The organism is Nonomuraea spiralis (genome assembly GCF_014648435.1).
In the GTDB taxonomy this organism is placed as follows: domain Bacteria; phylum Actinomycetota; class Actinomycetes; order Streptosporangiales; family Streptosporangiaceae; genus Nonomuraea; species Nonomuraea spiralis.
The window spans coordinates 230,632-250,408 of record NZ_BMRC01000014.1; the positions used below are offsets into that span (position 1 = coordinate 230,632).

The 19,777-nt window shown below is 69.3% G+C and carries 19 protein-coding genes and 1 tRNA gene; 10 read left to right on the top strand and 10 right to left on the bottom strand.

The window, feature by feature from the left end:
• Positions 1 to 47: 47 nt before the first annotated feature.
• The 4 genes from IEZ27_RS31865 to IEZ27_RS31880 form a co-directional block, all read right to left on the bottom strand.
• Positions 48 to 1,172, bottom strand: a complete 1,125-nt coding sequence (locus tag IEZ27_RS31865) for a PucR family transcriptional regulator (protein WP_125640279.1) — start codon at positions 1,170 to 1,172, stop codon at positions 48 to 50.
• 95 nt (positions 1,173 to 1,267) lie between these two features.
• Complete coding sequence (locus tag IEZ27_RS31870; protein WP_125639875.1) at positions 1,268 to 1,699, bottom strand: DUF350 domain-containing protein; 432 nt, start codon at positions 1,697 to 1,699, stop codon at positions 1,268 to 1,270.
• Between the two features lie 23 nt (positions 1,700 to 1,722).
• On the bottom strand, positions 1,723 to 2,868 hold the full coding sequence (locus IEZ27_RS31875; protein WP_189650607.1) for a glutathionylspermidine synthase family protein: 1,146 nt from the start codon (positions 2,866 to 2,868) through the stop codon (positions 1,723 to 1,725).
• A gap of 1 nt (position 2,869) precedes the next feature.
• Entirely contained in the window at positions 2,870 to 3,274 is a 405-nt protein-coding gene (locus IEZ27_RS31880) for a hypothetical protein (protein WP_189650608.1), read from the bottom strand.
• A 90-nt stretch (positions 3,275 to 3,364) separates the two neighbouring features.
• On the opposite strand from IEZ27_RS31880, the gene IEZ27_RS31885 reads away from it, so the two are divergent.
• The 3 genes from IEZ27_RS31885 (at position 3,365) to IEZ27_RS31895 (ending at position 5,635) form a co-directional block, all read left to right on the top strand.
• A complete protein-coding gene (locus tag IEZ27_RS31885; RefSeq protein ID WP_189650609.1) occupies positions 3,365 to 4,387 on the top strand; it encodes a PHP domain-containing protein in 1,023 nt (340 codons plus the stop codon).
• Between the two features lie 86 nt (positions 4,388 to 4,473).
• On the top strand, positions 4,474 to 5,202 hold the full coding sequence (locus IEZ27_RS31890) for a helix-turn-helix transcriptional regulator (protein WP_189650610.1): 729 nt from the start codon (positions 4,474 to 4,476) through the stop codon (positions 5,200 to 5,202).
• Between the two features lie 76 nt (positions 5,203 to 5,278).
• Positions 5,279 to 5,635, top strand: a complete 357-nt coding sequence (locus IEZ27_RS31895; protein ID WP_125639889.1) for a VOC family protein — start codon at positions 5,279 to 5,281, stop codon at positions 5,633 to 5,635.
• A 183-nt stretch (positions 5,636 to 5,818) separates the two neighbouring features.
• On the opposite strand, the gene IEZ27_RS31900 is transcribed toward IEZ27_RS31895, so the two are convergent.
• The 3 genes from IEZ27_RS31900 to aceE form a co-directional block, all read right to left on the bottom strand.
• Positions 5,819 to 6,565, bottom strand: coding sequence for a maleylpyruvate isomerase family mycothiol-dependent enzyme (locus tag IEZ27_RS31900; protein ID WP_189650611.1), 747 nt, complete (start codon positions 6,563 to 6,565; stop codon positions 5,819 to 5,821).
• A 10-nt stretch (positions 6,566 to 6,575) separates the two neighbouring features.
• A complete protein-coding gene (locus tag IEZ27_RS31905; protein ID WP_189650612.1) occupies positions 6,576 to 8,075 on the bottom strand; it encodes an alpha/beta hydrolase in 1,500 nt (499 codons plus the stop codon).
• A 184-nt stretch (positions 8,076 to 8,259) separates the two neighbouring features.
• On the bottom strand, positions 8,260 to 11,007 hold the full coding sequence (aceE, locus tag IEZ27_RS31910; protein WP_189650613.1) for a pyruvate dehydrogenase (acetyl-transferring), homodimeric type: 2,748 nt from the start codon (positions 11,005 to 11,007) through the stop codon (positions 8,260 to 8,262).
• Between the two features lie 1,224 nt (positions 11,008 to 12,231).
• On the opposite strand from aceE, the gene IEZ27_RS31915 reads away from it, so the two are divergent.
• The 7 genes from IEZ27_RS31915 (at position 12,232) to IEZ27_RS31945 (ending at position 15,401) form a co-directional block, all read left to right on the top strand.
• Entirely contained in the window at positions 12,232 to 12,414 is a 183-nt protein-coding gene (locus IEZ27_RS31915) for a DUF1918 domain-containing protein (RefSeq protein WP_125639901.1), read from the top strand.
• A 9-nt stretch (positions 12,415 to 12,423) separates the two neighbouring features.
• Entirely contained in the window at positions 12,424 to 12,831 is a 408-nt protein-coding gene (locus IEZ27_RS31920) for a secondary thiamine-phosphate synthase enzyme YjbQ (protein ID WP_125639904.1), read from the top strand.
• A gap of 118 nt (positions 12,832 to 12,949) precedes the next feature.
• Positions 12,950 to 13,378 carry a DUF3052 domain-containing protein gene (locus IEZ27_RS31925; protein ID WP_189650614.1) on the top strand — a complete coding sequence of 143 codons (429 nt, stop codon included), beginning with the start codon at positions 12,950 to 12,952 and terminating at the stop codon, positions 13,376 to 13,378.
• A gap of 29 nt (positions 13,379 to 13,407) precedes the next feature.
• A complete protein-coding gene (locus tag IEZ27_RS31930) occupies positions 13,408 to 13,869 on the top strand; it encodes a peroxiredoxin (RefSeq protein WP_125639910.1) in 462 nt (153 codons plus the stop codon).
• A gap of 14 nt (positions 13,870 to 13,883) precedes the next feature.
• Positions 13,884 to 14,213 (top strand): hypothetical protein, encoded by a 330-nt coding sequence (locus IEZ27_RS31935; protein ID WP_125639913.1) that lies wholly within the window; start codon positions 13,884 to 13,886, stop codon positions 14,211 to 14,213.
• A gap of 154 nt (positions 14,214 to 14,367) precedes the next feature.
• On the top strand, positions 14,368 to 15,309 hold the full coding sequence (locus IEZ27_RS31940; RefSeq protein ID WP_189650615.1) for an ROK family protein: 942 nt from the start codon (positions 14,368 to 14,370) through the stop codon (positions 15,307 to 15,309).
• 17 nt (positions 15,310 to 15,326) lie between these two features.
• Positions 15,327 to 15,401: transfer RNA gene (locus IEZ27_RS31945), tRNA-Val, on the top strand.
• Positions 15,402 to 15,458: 57 nt separating this feature from the next.
• Here the strand turns inward: IEZ27_RS31945 and IEZ27_RS31950 are convergent.
• From IEZ27_RS31950 to IEZ27_RS31960, 3 genes are read right to left on the bottom strand one after another with little or no spacing between them, the layout of a single operon-like run.
• The gene (locus IEZ27_RS31950) at positions 15,459 to 16,583 is read right to left on the bottom strand and encodes a tyrosine-type recombinase/integrase (RefSeq protein WP_189650616.1); all 1,125 of its coding nucleotides are present in this window, start codon (positions 16,581 to 16,583) and stop codon (positions 15,459 to 15,461) included.
• Positions 16,583 to 18,193 carry a replication initiator gene (locus IEZ27_RS31955; protein ID WP_189650617.1) on the bottom strand — a complete coding sequence of 537 codons (1,611 nt, stop codon included), beginning with the start codon at positions 18,191 to 18,193 and terminating at the stop codon, positions 16,583 to 16,585. The genes IEZ27_RS31950 and IEZ27_RS31955 overlap by 1 nt, the downstream gene beginning before the upstream one ends.
• On the bottom strand, positions 18,190 to 19,758 hold the full coding sequence (locus tag IEZ27_RS31960) for an FtsK/SpoIIIE domain-containing protein (RefSeq protein WP_189650618.1): 1,569 nt from the start codon (positions 19,756 to 19,758) through the stop codon (positions 18,190 to 18,192). Before IEZ27_RS31960 ends, IEZ27_RS31955 begins: the two co-directional genes overlap by 4 nt.
• Between the last annotated feature and the right edge of the window lie 19 nt (positions 19,759 to 19,777).

Genomic DNA, 19,777 nt, shown 5'->3' on the forward strand with positions numbered 1-19,777 from the left:
TGTCCGGGGTGATTTGTAGGAACCCTACAGTGAAGATTTCGGGAATGTTACGTTAGAGCCCGCCAGGTCGCGGCACCCTCGGAAAGCCTGCCCAGAATGAGGCCGACCTGAAGCGTGAAGGCCGACCTGCCCTCGGTGGGCTGGTAGCCCGTGAGTTCGGTGATCTTCTTCAGACGGTAGCGGACCGTGTTCGGGTGTACGAACAGCAGCCGGGCCGTCGCCTCCAGGGAGGTGCCCTGTTCGAGGTAGGTGGCCAGCGTATCGAGCAGGGGGGTGCCCGCCAAAGGAAGGTAGACGTTCTCGATGAGTTGTTCCCTGGCGTCGGCGTCGCCGTCGAGCGCGCGTTCGGCCAGCAGGTCCTCGGCGTGCACCGGCCTGGGGGCGTCCGGCCAGCCCGCCGACGCCTTCAGCCCGGCCAGCGCGGCCCGCGCCGAGCGCGCGGCGGCGTGCAGGTCGGGCACCTCGGGGCCGATGACGATCGGGCCGACGCCGAAGCGGGCCACGACCTGCCGGGCCGCGTCGTGCACGCTGTCGGCCCCGCCCACGATCACGATCAGCCGGTCGGCCTGCACCCCGGCGAGCAGGTCCATGCCGATGCGGCGGCCCTTCTCGCGCAGGCCGTCGATGACCGCGCGCGGGTCGTCGTCGGGGGCGTGCCCGGCGATCACGACGACGGGGGAGGAGGTCCAGCCGAGGGCCGCGGCCCAGGAGTGGAGCCCGTCGTCGACCTCGCCGCGGACGAGCGCGTCGACGATCAGCGCCTCCAGCCTGGCGTCCCAGGAGCCGCGGGCCTCGGCCTCGCGGGCGTAGACGTGGGCGGCGGCGAAGGCCACGTCGCGGGTGTAGCGCAGCATGGCCTGCTGGAGCTGGTCCTCGCCGCCCGGCGCGGCCAGCTCGTCGGTCTGGGCCTCGACCACCTCGACCACGATCCTGACGATGTCGACGGTCTGCTGGAGCGAGATCGAGCGTTTGAGCTCGCGCGGGGCCGTGCCGAAGAACTCGATGCTGGGCGTGGGCCGGTTCTCGCCGGCGTGCTGGAACCACTCCACGAACGCGGCGATGCCGGCCTGGGCCACCAGGCCCACCCACGAGCGGTCCTCGGCGCTGAGCGCGCGGAACCAGGGGAGCTGGTCGTCCATGCGTGCCATCGCCGCCGTGCCGAGCGCGCCCATCGCACGCTCGAGCCTGCGCGTCGTGTCCTCCCGGGTCCGGTCTGTCACGCCTCCTAGAGTGCCAGGTCGGTTCCGATGACCGGAACGGTGGTGTTTCAGATGACCGCAACCGCCGTGATCAGGCCGATCGCCACGTGGGTCACCGCGAGCAGGCGCGCGCCCGGCTGGAGCTCGGGCTCCTTCACCAGCTCACGTACGGAGATGCCCACGACCTTGTCGAACACCAGCATCGCCACGGTCTGCACCACGATGCCGACCAGGCCGAACACGGCCGTGCCCGCGAGCCCTTCGGCCAGCCGGCCGCCCGAGGACCAGATGGAGGCGGCCACGATGAGCCCGATCGCGGCCAGCGCGGACGTGGTGAGCAGCGTGGCGTTGGCGTTGCGCTCGGTACGGATGATCTCGCTCAGCTTGCCGGGCGTGGCCCAGTCGATCACGTAGAAGCCGATGATCAGCAGGACCACGCCGACGGCCGCGTAGGCGGCGATGGCGCCCGCGCCGCGGGCCAGGACTTCGAGAAGAGTCACGTCATTTCCAATCAAGGGGGGCTTCAGCCCGCTATGCGATGCGGAACGAAGGAGGAGGTGTCGTCGGTGATCAGGCCGGTGGTCTCCCTGATGCCGAGCCCGGCGGCCTCGTCGGCGACCATCCAGGCGCCGAGCACCGGCCGCTGGCCCTCGAACGCGGGCAGGGCCTCGAAACCCTGGAACACGTAGCCTTCCCGGCCGTAGCGGCCCGGGGTCTCCTGGGTGCCCTCGGGGGTGACGATGCGCATCGACGCGCCCTCCCTGCCGAGCAGCGGCTTGGCGATGTAGGAGGTCAGCTCGCGCGGCCCGTCGAGGTAGGCGGGCAGCAGGTTGGGATGGCCGGGGTAGAGCTCCCACAACACGGCCAGCAGCGCCTTGTTCGACAGCAGCGTCTTCCACAGCGGCTCGATCCAGGTGGAGTGACGCACCGCGTGGCGGCCGAAGTCGTCGGCCAGCATCCACTCCCAGGGATAGAGCTTGAACGCCGAGCGGATCATCTGGTTCCCGGCGTCGACGAAACGGCGGTTGAGGTCGTCCCAGCCGATGTCCTCCATGGCCACGGCCACCGTCGTACGGCCCGCCTGCTCGGCCGTCTCCTGGAGGTAGGCGACCGTCATGGCCTCCTCGCCCGTCTCGTCGGCGTTGGTGAAGGCGAAGTGCGTGGGGCCGGGCGGCAGGCGCAGCTCGCGCCAGCGCTCGATGAGGCGTTCGTGGATGGAGTTCCACTGGTCGTCGCCGGGGTGGGTGTCCTGGAGCCAGAACCATTGGATCACCGACGACTCCAGCAGCGACGTCGGCGTGTCGGCGTTGTACTCCAGCAGCCGGGCCGGGCCCGTGCCGTCGTAGCGCAGGTCGAAGCGGCCGTAGAGGTGGGGGTCGCGGCGCTCCCACGAGCGCGCCACCTCGTCCCTGGCCCACTCGGGTACGGCGAAGTCGGCGTAGCGGCCGGTCGAGACGACGTGCTCGACGGCGTGCAGGCACATCGCGTGCAGCTCCTCGACCTGCTCCTCCAGCGACTCCACCTCCTCCAGGGACAGGACGTAGTGGACCGACTCGTCCCAGTAGGGCCTGCTCAGGCCCTCGGGGTGGGCCGCCCGGTGGTAGGCCAGGCCCTGGCCCTCGATCGTCTTCTCCCAGCCCGGACGGGGATCGCCATGCTCGCGGCGCACGTCAGCTCCCGCCGCCCCAGCTGTTGCCGAAACCGCCGCGCTGGATCGACTTGCCGTTGCGGCTGGAGATGGTCACGTCGGACGGCCGGAGCGTGGTGCCGCCCTGCATCCGGTTGCCGACCCGGGTGCCGCCGTAGTACCACATGTACGCGCCACGGGAGCCCGCGTAGAAGTGGGACCCGCCGCTGCCGCCGTCGTCGTCGCAGTAGTCGTCGTCGACGACCTCGTACGTGCCGTCGTCGAGCCGTATCACGCAGTCGGCGGTGACGTCGTCGTCGTCGGACGTGGCGGCGCAGTAGCCCACCAGCATCACCGAAAGGACCCCGAGAACGGTCAGAGTTACGACCTTGGACGCCTTGCGCGGCGGCGGCGGCGGTGCGGCCGGCTTGTGCGGCGGGTGTGCCATCTAGCTCCTGCTTTCCTGGGCCGATCAGCCTATAGGTCGGGCTCGTCCCCGTTCAATGCCGGTGGTCGTCCGCTCGGGTATGAATGACTCATGCAACCGGTCCAGGCCCTGCGCGAGATCGCCTTCCTGCTCGAACGCGCAGGTGAGCCCACCTACCGGGTCCGCGCGTTCCGCCGCGCGGCCGCGGTCGTGGACGACCTGCCGGAAGGCGGGCTGGCACGGCTGGCCGGCACCGGCGGGCTGGGTGACCTTCCCGGCATCGGCAAGGTCACCGCCCTCGTGATCAACGAAGCACTCGATGGCCAGGTTCCTACATATTTGCGTAGGTTGCGGGCCACCGAGGGCGTCGAGCTCGACGCGGAGACCGCGGCCCTGCGCGAGGCGCTGAAGGGCGACCTGCACAGCCACTCCGACTGGTCCGACGGCGGCTCGCCGATCGAGGAGATGGCCGAGGCCGCCATGGGGCTCGGGCACGAGTACTGGGCGCTGACCGACCACTCGCCGCGGCTGACCGTGGCCAAGGGGCTGTCGGCCGAGCGGCTGGAGCGGCAGCTCGACGTGGTGGCCGGGCTCAACGAGCGGCTGGCGCCGTTCCGGATCCTGACCGGCATCGAGGTCGACGTGAACCTCGACGGCTCGCTCGACCAGGACCCGGCGCTGCTGGAACGGCTCGACGTGGTCGTGGCGAGCGTTCACTCCAAGCTGCGCATGGGCCGCGAGGACATGACCCGCCGCATGGTCACCGCCGTCGCCAACCCCCTGGTCGACGTGCTCGGCCACTGCACCGGGCGGGTCGTGCGGGGCGGCGGCGAACGCGGGGTCAAGCGGCCCGAGTCGGAGTTCGAGGCGGAGCTGGTCTTCGAGGCGTGCCGGCGCTTCGGCGTGGCCGTGGAGATCAACTCCCGTCCCGACCGGCTCGACCCGCCCAAGCGGCTGATGCGGCTGGCGTACGAGATGGGGTGCGTGTTCTCGATCGACTCCGACGCGCACGCGCCCGGCCAGCTCGACTGGCAGCGCTTCGGCTGCGAACGGGCGGCCCGCTGCGGGATCGAGGCCGAGCGCGTCGTCAACACCTGGCCCCTGGAACGGCTGCTGGAGTGGACTGCGGCGTGAGACCTGGGTGTCGGCCCGGTTAGGCCGGGGTGGCGCGGGCCGCGCGGGCCCGGCGATTGTCGGTGGCGGCGCGTAGCGTTCCGGCTGTGAACCGTACCGACCGGCTCTATGCGCTCGTCGAGGACCTGCGCGCCATCTCGCCACGCTGCCGTTCCGCCCGCGAGCTCGCCGGGCGGTTCGAGGTCAGCGTGCGCACCATCGAGCGCGACATCACCGCGTTGCAGGAGTCCGGGGTGCCGATCTACGCCGAGCCCGGTCGCAGGGGCGGCTACGCCCTCGACAAGAAGATGTCGTTGCCCCCGCTCAACTTCACCCCGGCCGAGGCGGTGGCCATCGCGGTGGCGCTGAGCCAGGCCGGCGACCAGCCGTTCGGCCGGCAGGCCCGCAGCGCCTTACGCAAGGTGGTCTCGGCCATGCCGGGCCGCGAGGGCGACCTGGCCAGGGAGCTGGCGCGGCGGGTGCAGCTCGTCAGCCCGCCGTCCGAGCCCGGCCCGCAGGCGCGGCCGCTCGGGGCCGAGGGCATCTCCCGCGCCATCGAGGAGGCGCTGCTGCGGCGGCGCGTGCTCAGGCTCGACTACGCCGACGCCAAGGGCGCGCTCACCTCGCGCGACGTCGAGCCAGGGGTGTTCCTGGGCGGGCGCGGCGGCTTCTGGTACCTCGTGGCGTGGTGCCGCCTGCGGGAGGACGTACGCGTCTTCCGGCTCGACCGCATCGCCGCGGCCGTCGTCACCATGGAGCGCTGCCCCGACCGGCCGCTCGAAGGCTTCGCCCCCGACGTGCCGGAGATGGTCGTCCACGGAACCCTGCTCGACTGAAGATGCGAAAACACCGACATAGGGTTGTCGCCAAAGCGATACATCGTTGTCTTGTTCGAAAGACGAGGAGACGACGATGGACAACACGGTGACCTGGTTCGAGGTCGCGACCGACGACCCCGAAGGCGCCGAGCGCTTCTACGGCGAGCTGTTCGGCTGGTCGTTCGACAAGGGCGGCGACGGCCCGCTCGACTACCGGCTGATCAACTACCCGGGCGGGCAGTCCGGTGGCGGGCTGTTCAACACCAAGGGCGACCTCCCCGCCCACGCGGTGTTCCACGTGCAGGTGGCCGACGTGGAGGCGTCGTGCGCCAAGAGCGAGTCGCTCGGCGGCAAGGTGGTCATGAAGATGATCGGCGAAGACGCCGGCACCGACTTCGCCTACCTGCGTGACGTCTCAGGGAGCCTTTTCGGGATCTTCCGCCGCAGGTGAGCCGCCCGGCGGCCGAGGCCGCCGGCTCCCGTTCCCGCGATCGCGCCCCCGGGGAAGCACCTTCCCCGCCCAACCGGGGCCGCGCGACGGGTTCGTTCCGGGAGTGGTTCACCCGCCCTGGACACGCCGCCGATCGCCGAGCGGCGGCGCGTCCAGGGCCAGTTCGTCCCCGTGCGAGGGGTTTCAGAAGGCGGCGGCGGCCAGCCAGCGGGTCAGCAGGTCGCGGTCGCCGAAGACGGCCGCCGACTCCAGGGGGCGCCGGCCGTACAGCAGGAGGAGCAGTTCGCTCGCCGGGCCGCGTACGGCGGCGTCGCCCTTGGTGTGGCCGCGCTCGCAGGTGACCGCCCCGGCGGGGCCCTGCGTGATCGTCCACTCGCCGTCGACGTCGCTCGCGTGAAGGTGGATCGTGGCCCCTTCCGCGCCGAGCTCCGCCAGCGACGAGGCCATCCAGGTGGCGTACGGCAGGTTGTGCAGGAACTCGTCGATGCCGTCCACGGCGGTGGCCGCCGGGATCACCGGGTCGAGGCCGAGCGCCAGCTCCGCGTCGGCCCGGTGGATCACCAGCTCGAAGAGCATCCTGGGCGGCCACCACCCCGCCCGCCGGTCCGGCCCCCAGGTCCAGACCTCAAGGGCGGGGTCGGTGGTGCGCAGCACGTCCAGCAGGTCGGCGGCGCCCGCCAGGAGCCAGGCGGCGTCGCCGTTCTGGCCCTCGGCCAGCCCGCTGGGCACCTGACGCGACCAGATGCGCTCTTGCACCTGGTCGCGCAGCACATGCGTGGCCCAGCGATGCGTCCGGCCGACGTGCGTGACGAGCTCGCCGAACGTCCATCCCGGGCACGTGGGCACCGGGACGGACAGGTCGGTGGCCAGCGCCGCCAGCCGCGCCGCCTCTTCCTCGATCCTGGGGATGAAGGTGTCGTTGTCGGTCACCCGTCACACACTAGGCCGCCGGACAGGTCGCGCCCTTGCTCGGCAGCGTGCCCTGCACCAGATACGCGTCCACGAGCTCCTGCACGCACTTGCTGCCCGACAGGTACGCCCCGTGCCCCTCGCCCTCGTACGTCACCAGCCGCGCGGTCCTGAGCTGGGCCGTCAGCCGCGGCGCCCACTGGTACGGCGTGGCGGGGTCGCCCCGGCCGCCCACGACCACGATCGGCGCCGACCCGGTGGCGTTGACGTGCCGCGCCTGGTTGCTGCCCTTGGCCGGCCACACCCGGCACAACCCGCCCGAACCCTCGCTGCCGAACAGCGGCGAGATCTTCAGCGCCGCCGCCTCGGTACGCCGCAGCTCGGCCTCGCTGGGCCGCTCGGCGGTGTCCACGCAGGTGATGGCCGGGAAGCTGGTCATCTGGGTGGAGTAGGTGCCGTCCTCGGCGCGGCCGGTGTAGGAGTCGGCCAGGTACATCAGCGCGTCGCCCTGCCCCTTCAGCGCCTGGCCGAGTGCCTTCTCCAGGAACGGCCAGGTCAGCTCCGAGTACAGGGCGGCGGCCACGCCGGTGGAGGCCAGGCCCTGGGTGAGCTTCCGGCCGTCCACCTGCAGCGGCTTGGCGGCGAGCTCGTTCATCAGGTTCTCGACGTTGGCGTTCGCGGTGGTCACGTCCTTGCCGACCTCGCAGCCGCCCTTGACGCAACTGCGCAGGAAACTCTCGTACGCCTTCTGGAAGCCGCGGGTCTGGGTCAGCGTGCGCTGCTCGAACGTGACCGTCGGGTCGAGGGGCGCGTCGAGCAGCATGCGGCCGACGTTCTTGGGGAACTCGGTGGCGTAGACGGCGCCGAGCTGGGTGCCGTACGACATGCCGACGTAGTTGAGCTTGGGGTCGCCCACCGCGGCGCGGATGCGGTCCATGTCGCGGGCGGCGTTCACGGTGCCGACGTAGGGAAGGATCTTGCCGGAGTTCTCCTGGCAGAGCCGGGCGAACTCCTTGTTGGCGTCGACGCTCTCCTGGTGCGTCTGCGCGTTGGAGGGCAGCGTGTCCAGGCTGACGAAGCGGTCCATCTCCGCGCCGTCGCCGCACCGTACGCCCGAGCTGCGCTCGACGCCGCGCGGGTCGAAGCTGACCAGGTCGTAGTGGGCGCGCAGGCTGGTGAGCGCCTTGGCGGCCTGGTCGAGGGTGTCCACGCCGGAGGCGCCCGGCCCGCCGAAGTTGAACACCATCGAGCCGAGCCGCTTCTTCGGATCGGTGGCCGCCAGCTTGATGAGCGCCAGCTCCAGCTTCTCGCCGTCAGGGCGGGCGTAGTCGAGCGGCACCGCCAGTTTCCCGCAGCGCACCGAGGCGTCCTGCTGGGCCGGCGGCTCGCCGTCCGGACGTTTGATGTCGGTGCACGGCCCCCACGTGATCTTGTCGGTCTCGGCCACGGGACCGTCGGTGGCGGGCTCGGCGGGTGCACTCGCGCAGCCCGTGGTCGTCACGAGCAGGGCGGCCGCTAGGACGCGTCGCATACGAACATTCCCCTTCGTGTCTCCGGGGGAAGCAGTGCCCACGATACGGGACCTGGCAGCAAACCTGGGTGAGGCGGCACGTACCCCTCCTGAACGTGCCGCCTCAACCATCAAACGGAGCGGAGGCCCGGACATGACGGCGCTCCCGCGAAAGACATTCGCGGGAGCGCCGTCTCCGGATGACTCAGACGCCCATCGACTGGGTGTCGTTGCTCTCCGCGCCGCCGGCTTCGGTGACGCCGTTCTTCAGGTGGTAGCGGGCGATGGCCTCGCGCAGCACCTCGCCGTCGAGCTCGCCCCGCTTGACCAGGCGGGTGAGCACGGCCAGCGTGATCGAGGCGGCGTCCACGTGGAAGTGGCGACGCAGCGCCGAACGGGTGTCGGACAGGCCGAACCCGTCGGTGCCCAGCGAGGACCAGTCACCCGGCACCCACTGCGAGATCTGGTCCTGGACCGCCTTCATGTAGTCGCTGACGCCCACGAACGGCCCACTGGCCTGCGAGAGCGCCTGCGTCACGTACGGGACGCGCTGCTCGGCGTCGGGGTTGAGCAGGTTGTACTCCTCGCACGCCAGCGCCTCGCGCCGCAGCTCGGTCCACGACGTCGCCGACCACACGTCGGCCGACACACCCCACTCCTCGGCCAGCAGCCGCTGGGCCTCCATGGCCCAGGGACCCGCCACGCCGGAGACCAGGATGTTGGCCTTCGGGCCCTGCGTCTGCGGCGCCTCGGCGAACTTGTACAGGCCCTTGAGCAGGCCCTCGACGTCGAGGTCGGCCGGCTGCGCGGGCTGCAGGTAGGGCTCGTTGTAGACGGTCAGGTAGTAGAAGACGTCCTCGGGCTGCTCGCCGTACATGCGGCGCAGGCCGTCCTTGACGATGTGGGCGACCTCGAAGGCCCAGGACGGGTCGTAGGAGACCGCGGCCGGGTTCGTCGAGGCGATGAGCGGCGTGTGGCCGTCCTCGTGCTGCAGGCCCTCGCCGTTGAGCGTGGTGCGGCCGGCCGTGGCGCCGAGCAGGAAGCCGCGGCCCATCTGGTCGCCCATCTGCCACATCTGGTCGCCGGTGCGCTGCCACCCGAACATCGAGTAGAAGATGTAGATCGGGATCATGTGCTCGCCGTGCGTGGCGTAGGAGGTGCCGGCCGCGATGGTCGAGGCCATCGAGCCCGACTCGCTGATGCCCTCGTGCAGGATCTGCCCCTGCACGGCCTCCTTGTACGACAGCAGCAGCTCCCTGTCGACCGCCTCGTACGTCTGCCCGTGGGGCGAGTAGATCTTGGCCGTCGGGAACATGGCGTCGAGACCGAACGTACGGGCCTCGTCGGGGATGATCGGCACGAACCGGTGGCCGATCTCCTTGTCGCGCATGAGGTCCTTCAGCAGCCGTACGAACGCCATGGTCGTGGCGACCTGCTGCTTGCCCGACCCCTTGCCGAACTGGCTGTAGACGTCGTCCCCGGGCAGCTTGACCGGCTTGGCGCGCATGACCCGCTTGGGCAGCACGCCGCCGAGCGCCGCGCGCCGCTCCTTCATGTACTGGATCTCCGGGTCGTTCTCGCCCGGGTGGAAGTACGGGGGCAGCTCGCCCTCCAGCGCGGAGTCCGGGATCGGCAGGTAGAGCCGGTCGCGGAACTCCTTCAGCTCGGCCTTGGTGAGCTTCTTCATCTGGTGGGTGGCGTTGCGCGCCTCGAAGTCCTTGCCCAGGGTCCAGCCCTTGATGGTCTGGGCGAGGATCACCGTCGGCTGGCCGACGTGCTCACGGGCCGCCTTGAAGGCCGCGTAGACCTTGCGGTAGTCGTGGCCGCCGCGCGACAGCTTGCGGATGTCGTCGTCGGACAGGTGCTCGACCATCTTGCGCAGGCGCGGGTCGCCGCCGAAGAAGTGGTCGCGGATGTAGCCGCCGGTCTCGACCGAGTAGGTCTGGTACTGGCCGTCGGGCGTCGTGTTCATCTGGTTGACCAGCACACCGTCGACGTCGGCCGCGAGCAGCGGGTCCCAGTCGCGGCCCCACACGACCTTGATCACGTTCCAGCCGGCGCCGCGGAAGTAGGACTCCAGCTCCTGGATGATCTTGCCGTTGCCGCGTACCGGGCCGTCGAGCCGCTGCAGGTTGCAGTTGATGACGAACGTGAGGTTGTCCAGCTCCTCACGCGCGGCCAGGCCGATCGCGCCGAGCGACTCGGGCTCGTCCATCTCGCCGTCGCCGAGGAAGGCCCACACGTGGCTGCGCGAGGTGTCCTTGATCTGGCGGTTGAGCAGGTAGCGGTTGAACCGCGCCTGGTAGATCGCGCCGATCGGGCCGAGACCCATGGAGACCGTCGGGAATTCCCAGAAGTCGGGCATGAGCCGCGGGTGCGGGTAGGAGGGCAGGCCGTGGAAGCCGTGCGACAACTCCTGCCGGAACGCGTCGAGCTGGGCCTCGTTGAGACGCCCCTCCAGGAAGGCGCGGGCGTAGATGCCCGGCGCGGCGTGGCCCTGGAAGAACACCTGGTCGCCCGACTCGCCGTGGTCCTTGCCGCGGAAGAAGTGGTTGAAGCCCACCTCGTAGAGCGAGGCCGCCGAGGCGTAGGTGGCGATGTGGCCGCCGACGTTCGTACGGGCGTTGGCCCGCGACACCATGACCGCCGCGTTCCACCGGATGTAGGCGCGGATGCGCCGCTCGACGTGCTCGTCGCCCGGGAACCAGGGCTCGCGCTCCGGCGGGATCGTGTTGATGTAGTCGGTGCTGCGCAGGCCCGGCACGCCGACCTGGTGCTCGCGGGCCCGTTCCAGCATGCGCAGCATGAGGTAGCGGGCTCTGGTGCGGCCTTCGGTCTTGACGACATTGTCGAGAGACTCGAGCCACTCGTTGGTCTCACTGGGGTCGACATCAGGCAGCTGGCTGGGTAGGCCGTCGCTGATGATCGAGAATCGCTGGCGTCCGGAAGCCACTGGGTCTCGCCTTCCGAGAATGACTGAAGTCTGGTCTGGGTCGCCTTCCATCCTGGTCGCTAGTCGTAGAAAACGCATCTCTACTGACCGGTAACCAGAGCGTCCCTGCTGGCAGGGCCATGTTGGTGGCCTAGACCACCGATGGTAGGACGAATTGCCACCAAAGGTTACATCGGTGGAGGAATTTAACAAGACTAGAAAACGGACGAAATTTCACCCCAATCCTAGGGGGCCGTACCGGCGGGTCAGCCTCCGCCCTGAACCCTGCCCCGCGGGAGGAGGATCCTCACCCGAGCGGGGGGACGGCACCGCGACGCGCGAGTCTAGCCTCCGCTCCTGAAGTGCGACTCCGCGGGTCCGCCTCCCGCCCCGCAACCCCCGCGTGGCACTGCCGCCCTGCGCCGTCTTCGCTCGGGCACCACGAACCCTCGCGGAGTGCTCGCGGAGAGGAAGCACCTCAGCCCACTCGAACGCGACGCCCGGCCGGATGCTCGGCACACGCGTCCCGGCCACCCCGCCGCTCCCTCTCTTCTTGTGGGGTCTGCTGTGGGTGGGTTTCGCTGCGCGCAAAAGCTGACTGTCGGCGTCCGCGGGACCGGCCGTGGGGGAGGGGCTTGGCCGCGGCCCGTTGGGAGGAACCGGCTCTTGGGTGGGGCGGCCTGCTGTTCGTGAGGCCCCGCGGAAGGTCCGCTCTGCGCGGACCTCGTCGTCCTTGCAACTGACGGCGACGCCGGATGTACCGTCAGCCATGCCGTCGTCATTACTGTGAGGTCAGCATCCATCGGCGCGTCTCACGAGCAACGACCCGCCACCGCACCGCGGGGGGCCCGACGCGATCACGGATCAGCGGGCCGAGCTCCACGCGCAACGTTCCGTACTAAAGCGTCAGACTGTGCTCCGCGCGGAGGCGTCCGTACGGACCTCAGGCGTCGAGACGCTCGGCCGAGCCCCCCGCACACCGCCTTGGCGCCCCCGAACGACGCTCCTGGCCGAAAATGAGGCCAGATCGGAATGATCGCCCATCCGGCCCGGTCACACCGCCCGCGACCAGCAGCGGCGAGTACCCCGTACGAAGCCGTCATCGGCCCGCCGAGCCCGAAACTCCGCCCCGCCGGACGTAACGTTTCGGTCATCATATTTTCCCCCTCCGAAGGGGAGGCAAAAAATCGCCGATCTTGCGATCCGGCCTTTTCCTCCGCCCTCCGGCGTACCAATGTGGAAGGTATGAATGCGACGGTAGGAGACCGGCTCCTGATGCACGGGAATACCGTTGGCGAAAGGGAGCGGAGCGGCGTCATCATCGAGGTCCACGGCGTGAACGGCGGGCCTCCGTACATCGTGCGGTTCGACGACGGCCACACCGGGCTGGTGTTTCCCGGCCCTGATGCCGTCGTTGTGCCTCAGTAGAATTTCCCTGTGAGATCAGAAATCATCTCCGTGGCCACGGGTTCACGTGAGACCGTGCACGACATCACCGCCGAGTGCGCCGATTTCGTACGCGCGCAGGGAGAAGACGGCCTGCTGCACATCTTCGTGCCGCACGCGACCGCGGGCGTGGCCCTGTTGGAGCTAGGGTCGGGCAGCGACGACGACCTGCTCGCCGCGCTGCGTGACCTGCTTCCGGCGGACGACCGCTGGCGCCATGCTCATGGTTCGCGCGGTCACGGCAGGTCACACGTCATGCCCGCGCTGATCCCGCCGTACGCCACGATCCCCGTGCTGGGCGGGAGAATGGCGCTGGGCACATGGCAGTCCGTCGCGCTCGTCGACCTCAACGTCGACAACACGCAACGCCAGGTTCGCCTGTCGTTTTTGTCGGATTGATTCTGACCGACTACGGCCGTACCCGTGGCGACCGTTGACGACTGAGGGTCACAGCGTGTGGACTGTGCCGAAGCGATAAACCGCATAGAGCGGGGCCACTCAAGCAGGAGGGATAAACGTGAGCGCGACCGCGGGTCAGGCGCAGGGCGAGCGCGGCCTGGCCGAACGACTCGGCCTCAAGCCGGGTCAGGTGGTGCAGGAGATCGGTTGGGACGAGGACGTCGACGACGAGCTTCGCGACTCCATCGAAGACCTGACCGGCAACGAGCTGCTGGACGAGGAGAGTGACGACGTCGTCGACGTGGTGCTGCTGTGGTGGCGCGACGAGGACGGGGACCTCTTCGACGCCCTCAGCGACGCCATGCGAGCACTCGCCGAAGGCGGCCAGATCTGGCTGCTGACTCCAAAGGCCGGGCGCGACGGCCACGTGGAGCCGAGCGACATCGGGGAGGATGCCGCTACCGCGGGTCTCTCGCAGACCAGCAGCATCTCAGCCGCACCCGACTGGTCCGGGACCAGGCTCGTCGCCCCGAAGGGCCGACGTTAGGAAACTCCGAGGCCGGCCGATACGGCAGGATGGTGGCTGTGAACGCACATCCTGCCGAGGTCGGCGCACTGGCTCCGGACTTCGAGCTGCAGGACCAGCACGGCGCCCCGGTGAGACTGTCAGGTCTTCGGGGCGAGAAGGTGGTGCTGGTCTTCTATCCGCTTGCCTTCAGCGGGATCTGCGAGGGCGAGCTCACCGCGCTGCGTGACCAGCCTCTCGACGCGCGGGTGCTCGCCGTGTCCGTCGACTCCGTGTTCGCCTTGCGTGCCTGGTCCGATCGGGAAGGTTACGGATTCGCCCTACTCTCCGATTTCTGGCCACATGGACAGGTCGCCCGGGCGTACGGTGTGTTCGATGAGGCGAAGGGGCTCGCACGTCGGGGGACCTTCGTCATCGACGGCGAGGGCGTGATCCGGTGGTCGGTGGTCAATCCGATCTCCTCGGCACGTGACGTCGCCGACTACGTCAAGGCACTCGCCGACATTTCTTGACTTCGGAGGGAACCATGCCCTGCTACCGATGCGGGGCCCGGCAGACCGACCCGGTACGTGGCGCCAGCCCGTGGCAGCGCGGGGTGCGCAACGAGTCCCAGGTGCTGATCTGCCCGGACTGTCAACGCCTGCACGACCTCGATCTCGACTCCTGCGCAACCTGCGGGTCCACGGCGCTCATCTGCCGCCTGGGGGAGATCGAGTGCCGCGCTTGCGGCGCGGTGCGGATGGCCCGGACGCCGGAGGGGTTCGGGGAGTCGGGGGCGTACGTGGGGTCGGGGGCTCCGCCGGGGCTGTCGGCCGAGGTCGAGGCGGCGCTGAACCGGGTGCTGGGCAGAGCCTGATCGGACGGTCCTCGTCCGGCACCTGCCCGAAACCGCCCCCGCCGAGCTTCCAGCTCGCCACCGCCCGCCCTCCCAGCCCCTCCTGCCTGAGAGATTCTCAAGCGTCTTTTCAGACATTTGCTGACCTGCGCTATCGTCTCCTTTCGTGTCCGCTATGAGTTCGTTCGTTGTCGCACTCGACGTCGGTGGCACGTCCATGAAGGGCGGCCTGGTCAGCGAGTCCGGCGAGGTGTTGCTGAGCGAGCGCCGCCACACCCCTCGCGCGGAGGGCCCTGAGGCGGTCGTATCCGCCATTTCCGACTTCATCGGCCATCTGGCCGCCTCCGGCGACAGCGACCCCGCAGGCGTCGGTCTGGCCGTCCCTGGGCTGGTCTCCGAGAACGCGGCCGTCTACGCGGCGAACCTCGGCTGGCGCGACGTCCCCGCCACGAACTTCACCACCCTGGACATCCCCGTCATGCTGGGCCACGACGTCCGTACGGGCGGGCTGGCCGAGAGCATCCTCGGCGCCGGAAAAGGCGTCTCGGACTTCCTCTTCCTCCCCATCGGCACCGGGATCGCCGGCGCCTCCATCATCAACGGCGACCCGTACGGCGGCTCCTCGGGCTGGGCCGGCGAGATCGGCCACACCCCCGTCTTCCCCGACGGCGAGCAGTGCGCGTGCGGCCAGTTCGGCTGCCTGGAGACGTACGCCTCGGCGGCCTCGGTCGGCCGGCGCTACAGCCAGCGCGCGGGCGTCGAGGGCGTACGGGCCGAGCAGGTCGTCGCCTCCGACGACCCGATCGCCATAGAGGTGTGGGACGAGGCCGTGGAGGCCCTGTCGCTCGCCCTGGCCACGTACACGCTGCTGCTGGACCCCTCGGTGATCGTCCTCGGCGGCGGCCTGGCGGAGGCCGGTCCCGCCCTGTTCGACCCCGTACGTACCCGCCTGGTCAAGCGGCTCGCCTTCCGCGACGCACCCCCGCTCGTACCGGCGGCTTTGGGCGTGGACGCCGGCATGCTGGGCGCCGCCCTGCTGGGCTGGCGAGCAGCCGGCCGCCCCGAACTGGGCCCCGGCTGGACGATGGATGTGCGATCGGCCCCTCTGGTGTCGTAAGGTGTAGTGCCGATCGGGGGCGGTTAGCTCAGCGGTAGAGCACTCGCCTTACAAGCGAGGGGTCACTGGTTCGAACCCAGTACCGCCCACCAGCAGAAGAAGCCCCGTTTCCCATCATGGAAGCGGGGCTTCGTGCCATTAGCGTGCCATTAGCCGGTGCGAGGACTCTTCTCGATCTTCGCGTCCATGGCGTCGGCGATCTTGCGGTCTGCCTCCGCCGTGCTGTGCTGGTAGATCAGCGCGGCCCGGACCGAGTCGTGTCCCATGCGCTGCATGAGATCTTTGAGGCTCGCGCCAGAGCTGGCGGCGATCGTGTTCCCGGTGTGCCGCAGATCGTGGAAGTGCAGGCCAGGGAAGCCGATCTTCCTGGTGTTCGCGTCCCACTTGGCAGCGCGACGGAAGTTGCTGCGTCGAAGGATGCCGCCGCGCGCCCCTGTGAAGATCAGCGCATCGGTTTCCGAAGCCGTGAACTCGTCCAGATGTTCGCGGAGCGTGGGAATGATCGCTTCCGGGATGGCGATCGTACGGACTCCCGCGCGGGACTTGGGCGGCCCGACGAGGAGTTCGCCCGTGTCGAGTTCGACATGCTGTTGCCGAACGCTGACGGTCCGGGCGTTCAGGTCCAGGTCCATCCGCCGGAGGGCCGCCACCTCACCCCAACGCAGACTGGCGAAGGTGGCGAGGAGGACCAGGGCGCGCAGGCGGCCCGGCATCAGGTCAGCCAGCTCGAACACCTTCGCCACGGTGAGGACCGGCCGCTCTTCGGGCTTCTCCTCGCCGGCACCACGGATGCGGCACGGGTTGCGCGGGATGATCTGGTCGTCCGCCGCCGTCATGAGAACGGCTCGCAGGAAGCGATACGCCTTGGCCACCTCGGACTGACCGACACCGCTGCCGAGCAGCAGGACGCGCCACTCGCGGATGGTGGCCGTGTCCACCTTGCCAATGGGCATGCCGCCCAGGTGAGGGCGGATGTACCGCTTGAGTAGTCCTTTGTAGATCTCGACCGTACGAGGCCGGAGATTCGTCCGTTCGTTGATCCACTTCTCCGCGTAGTCACCGAGCTTGACCTTGGCGCGCTGTGGGTCCGTCCATTCGCCTGTGATCAGCTTGGCCTCGATCAGCGAGAGTGCCTTGTCCGCGTCGCGTTCGCGGGCATAGGTGGTCTCTCCCATGCGGATCTTGCCGTCCGGGCCGGGATAGCGGATCTGAAACCTTCCGGAGGGGAGCTGGCGGATGCTGCCGAAGCGCCGCTTGCCTGGCTTGTTCGCCATCAGGCCACCTCTCTCAGGTCCGTTGCCGAAAGATCTTGTCCGGTTGCTCTCGCTTCCAACTCTCTGAGGTGGGCTCGCCAGCGTTGGCGTTCAGCCACGGTGCGAAGGAGCCGGACGGCGAGTGGTGGGACGTTGGCGTCTCCGGCCGGGACGGGGCGCCAGACGTAGCGTTGTGGGTCAGGTGTCTCGTCAGCCTGGCCGAGAGCTTCCAAGACCCAGGTGCGACGGTCCTGCTTGTGTTCGGCCAAAGTCTTGTTGCTCCACTTGCGGGAGACGAGGATGCGGCGTCCGGCGTAGCCGAGGTGGTCGGGCTTGTGGGCCTTGCTGCGGCAGCGGCCGGGGAGCATGCCCGGTTTGGCGTTCTTGGGCTGGACGCCGTAGCGGAGCCAGTTCGGGCAAGTGGGGGAGCAGGGTTCGTAGCGGAGGGCGTCCAGCATGCGGGTGGCGTGCTGGTGCTGGGCCTGGCCGCCGTCCAGGGCGTCGCCGATGGACTTGGTGAGGTACTTGGACAGGTAGCGGATGCACTGGTCGGCGTCCGGGGTGCCGGCGAGCACGCCTTGGACGTCTACTTGGTCGCCGAAGCGGATGACGTGGAGGGGGCGGGTGTCCTCGTCGAGTGCGTCGAGAGCTTCGTCCCAGGTGGGCAGGACTTCGCCGGTAGCCGGGTCGAGATAGCCGGTGTCATCGTTCCAGACCGGTAGGTGGTCGCCGTCGAAGATGACTTCGTCAGCTTGGGGCCACCACACCTGGTGGTAGGTAGCAGCGACTATCTGCTTGATCTCGGCGCGTGGGAGCGTTCCACGGATGGCCATGTGCAGGTGCGGGGCGAGGCGCTTCTGAGGCTCGACCGAGGCGAAGTACTGCACGTCGTAGCCCGCGACGCGGCGAAGGTTCTGGACGAAGCGGTCGACGAGCTTGGAGAAGTGCAGGGCGTCTCGTGCAGCGCGCCGGTAGTCGTAGGTGTCCGGGTCGATGGGTGCGCCGTCGCGGACCTTGCCGTACGAGGGCAAGGTGAGCGTGACGAACAGAGACGGGCGGTAGGTCTTGCCGTCCGGTGCTTGGAAGGTGCGTCCCAGGGTGGTGTGGGTCATCTTGCGTTTGGGCAGGTCGGGCGCGTCCTGCCGGCGTCTGGTGGACCGGGAGCGCTTGGTGGTCGTACGGCCGAGGATGTTGCCGCGCATGCCTGCGGCGTTGATCTCCTCGTCGAGGCCGGTGATGATCGCGTCGAGTTCGGTGGTGTTGTGGCCGGCCTTTTCGGCGGCGTCGCGCTGAGCTTGGTAGTCGGCGCGGAACTCCACCAGCCAGCGCTGTTCCTCGTTGGGTTCGTCGGGTGTGATGGCAGGTTCGGTGTCCAGGTGCCAGCCTTCGCGGCATTGGGCCTTTCGGAGCTGCTTGTTGCGCTTGGCGCATGGCGGACACTTGCTGTCGAGGGTGGCACCGCACGGTACGTCGATGATCTCGGACTTGCCGGTGACGGTGTCGAGGCGCTTGAGCGGGATGGGGTGGATGCAGACGCCGTGTTGCTTGGCGACTTCTACGAGTACGTCGCGTGCCATCGGCATGGCCTGGCGGATGGCTCGGGGGAGTGCGCGATCGTGCGCATGGGTCATGCGGTCCTCCCTTCGTCGGGGTCGGGGACGATGAGCGCGGTCTGTCCGCACTCGGTGCACTCGACCAGGGCGCGGACCGGGTCGAGGCGGAGAACGTTCTGGGTGCGGCAGGTGGCGCAGCGAAGGCCGTCGAGGAGGTGAGTGAGCCTCATGCGGCCTGCCTGTAGTAGGCGACCATGTCGCGGATGTCGGCATCGGAGACGTAGGCGGCGCGGACGCGGATCGGTTCGGGTGAGGTCTCCAGCCGCATGTAGGCGACGCCGGCCCCTTGTTCGGGGATGGGTGAGATGTGGTCGGCGAGTGCGCCTCGGTCGCGTGCGCCGTCGCCGAGGACCATCCACCTGTTCGGACTCGTCCAGGCGGATGGCGATCTTGTCGGGGAACAGGTTGCGGATGTTCATGACTTCCTTGCGTGGGTCCTGGAGGGCGGCCATGACGCCGACGCCGACCGAGCGGCCTTGGGTCGCCAGGGTGGCCAGGGCGGCGGAGATCCGTTGCCGGAGGTGCTTGTCGGGTTGGTAGGCGGTCAGGAACGCGACCTCGTCGACGAGTACCAAGACGAACGGGTCCTCGACGGTGGGGACGTGGGAGCGCTGGAGACCGGCGAAGCGGGAGGCGCGCTTCTGCATGACGCTGACGGCCTCGTCCAGCAGGTCGGCGCAGTCGGACGGGTCGGCGGCGTAGCGGCCTTGGAACAGCTCTCGGCCGAAGGAGAGTTCCATGAGCTTCGGATCGAGCGCCCAGACTTCGGCCAGGCCCGCCCGCATTGCGGGGAGCAGGCCGCGGATCGTGTCCCACAGGAACGAGCCCTTGCCGGCCCCGGTCGCTCCCGCGATCAGGACGTGGGTGCCGTGGACCTTGAGCCGGAGCGGCCGGCCGTCCTCTTGCTTGCCGATCTCGACCGGTCCGACTGATGGTTCGTCCGGGATGGGAAGCGCTGGCATCGGGGCGGCCAATGGATCGCTGCGCGGGAAGGTCAGCAGCAGCCTGCCGCCCTTGATGAGCGCGACTCGGCAGGAGGCTGCGCCGAAGCCCTGGGCGAGGTTGTCGAGGCGGTCGGACCAGTCCTTGACCGCCTGACCGGCGAGCATGCGGACGGTGATGCGGTCGGCCCATCCGTCGCTGGTGATGCGGATCAGGCGAGGTGTGTAGACGCGGCCGTTGACTCGTCTGGCCAGGCCGGAGACGTCCATGACTGATTGCCAGTGTCGGCGGTAGACCGACATCAGCCGCCACCAGGCCAGCAGGCGGAAGCCGACGAGGCGGGAGAAGGAGTCGGATTCCGTGAAGGCCCAGGCGAGCAGGGCCAGGGTGACGAAGCCAAGCATGGACGCGGTGGCGGGCCAGCCGTACCAATGGCAGGAGACGCCGAGGGCGACCGGCAGGGCGACGGCGATCGGGTGCCGCCAGGTGGTACGGACGAGGGCGGACAGGAAACGCCAGCCGTAGATCAGGAAGGTGACGACGGCGGGTGTCTTGACGATGGCCGGGCGAAACACGACGGCCGTGTCGGGCGTGGTGGAGACGAGGTTGCGCGCCTCGTCGCCAGGCAGCCGCTTGAACATAAGCTGGGAACCTCTCGTG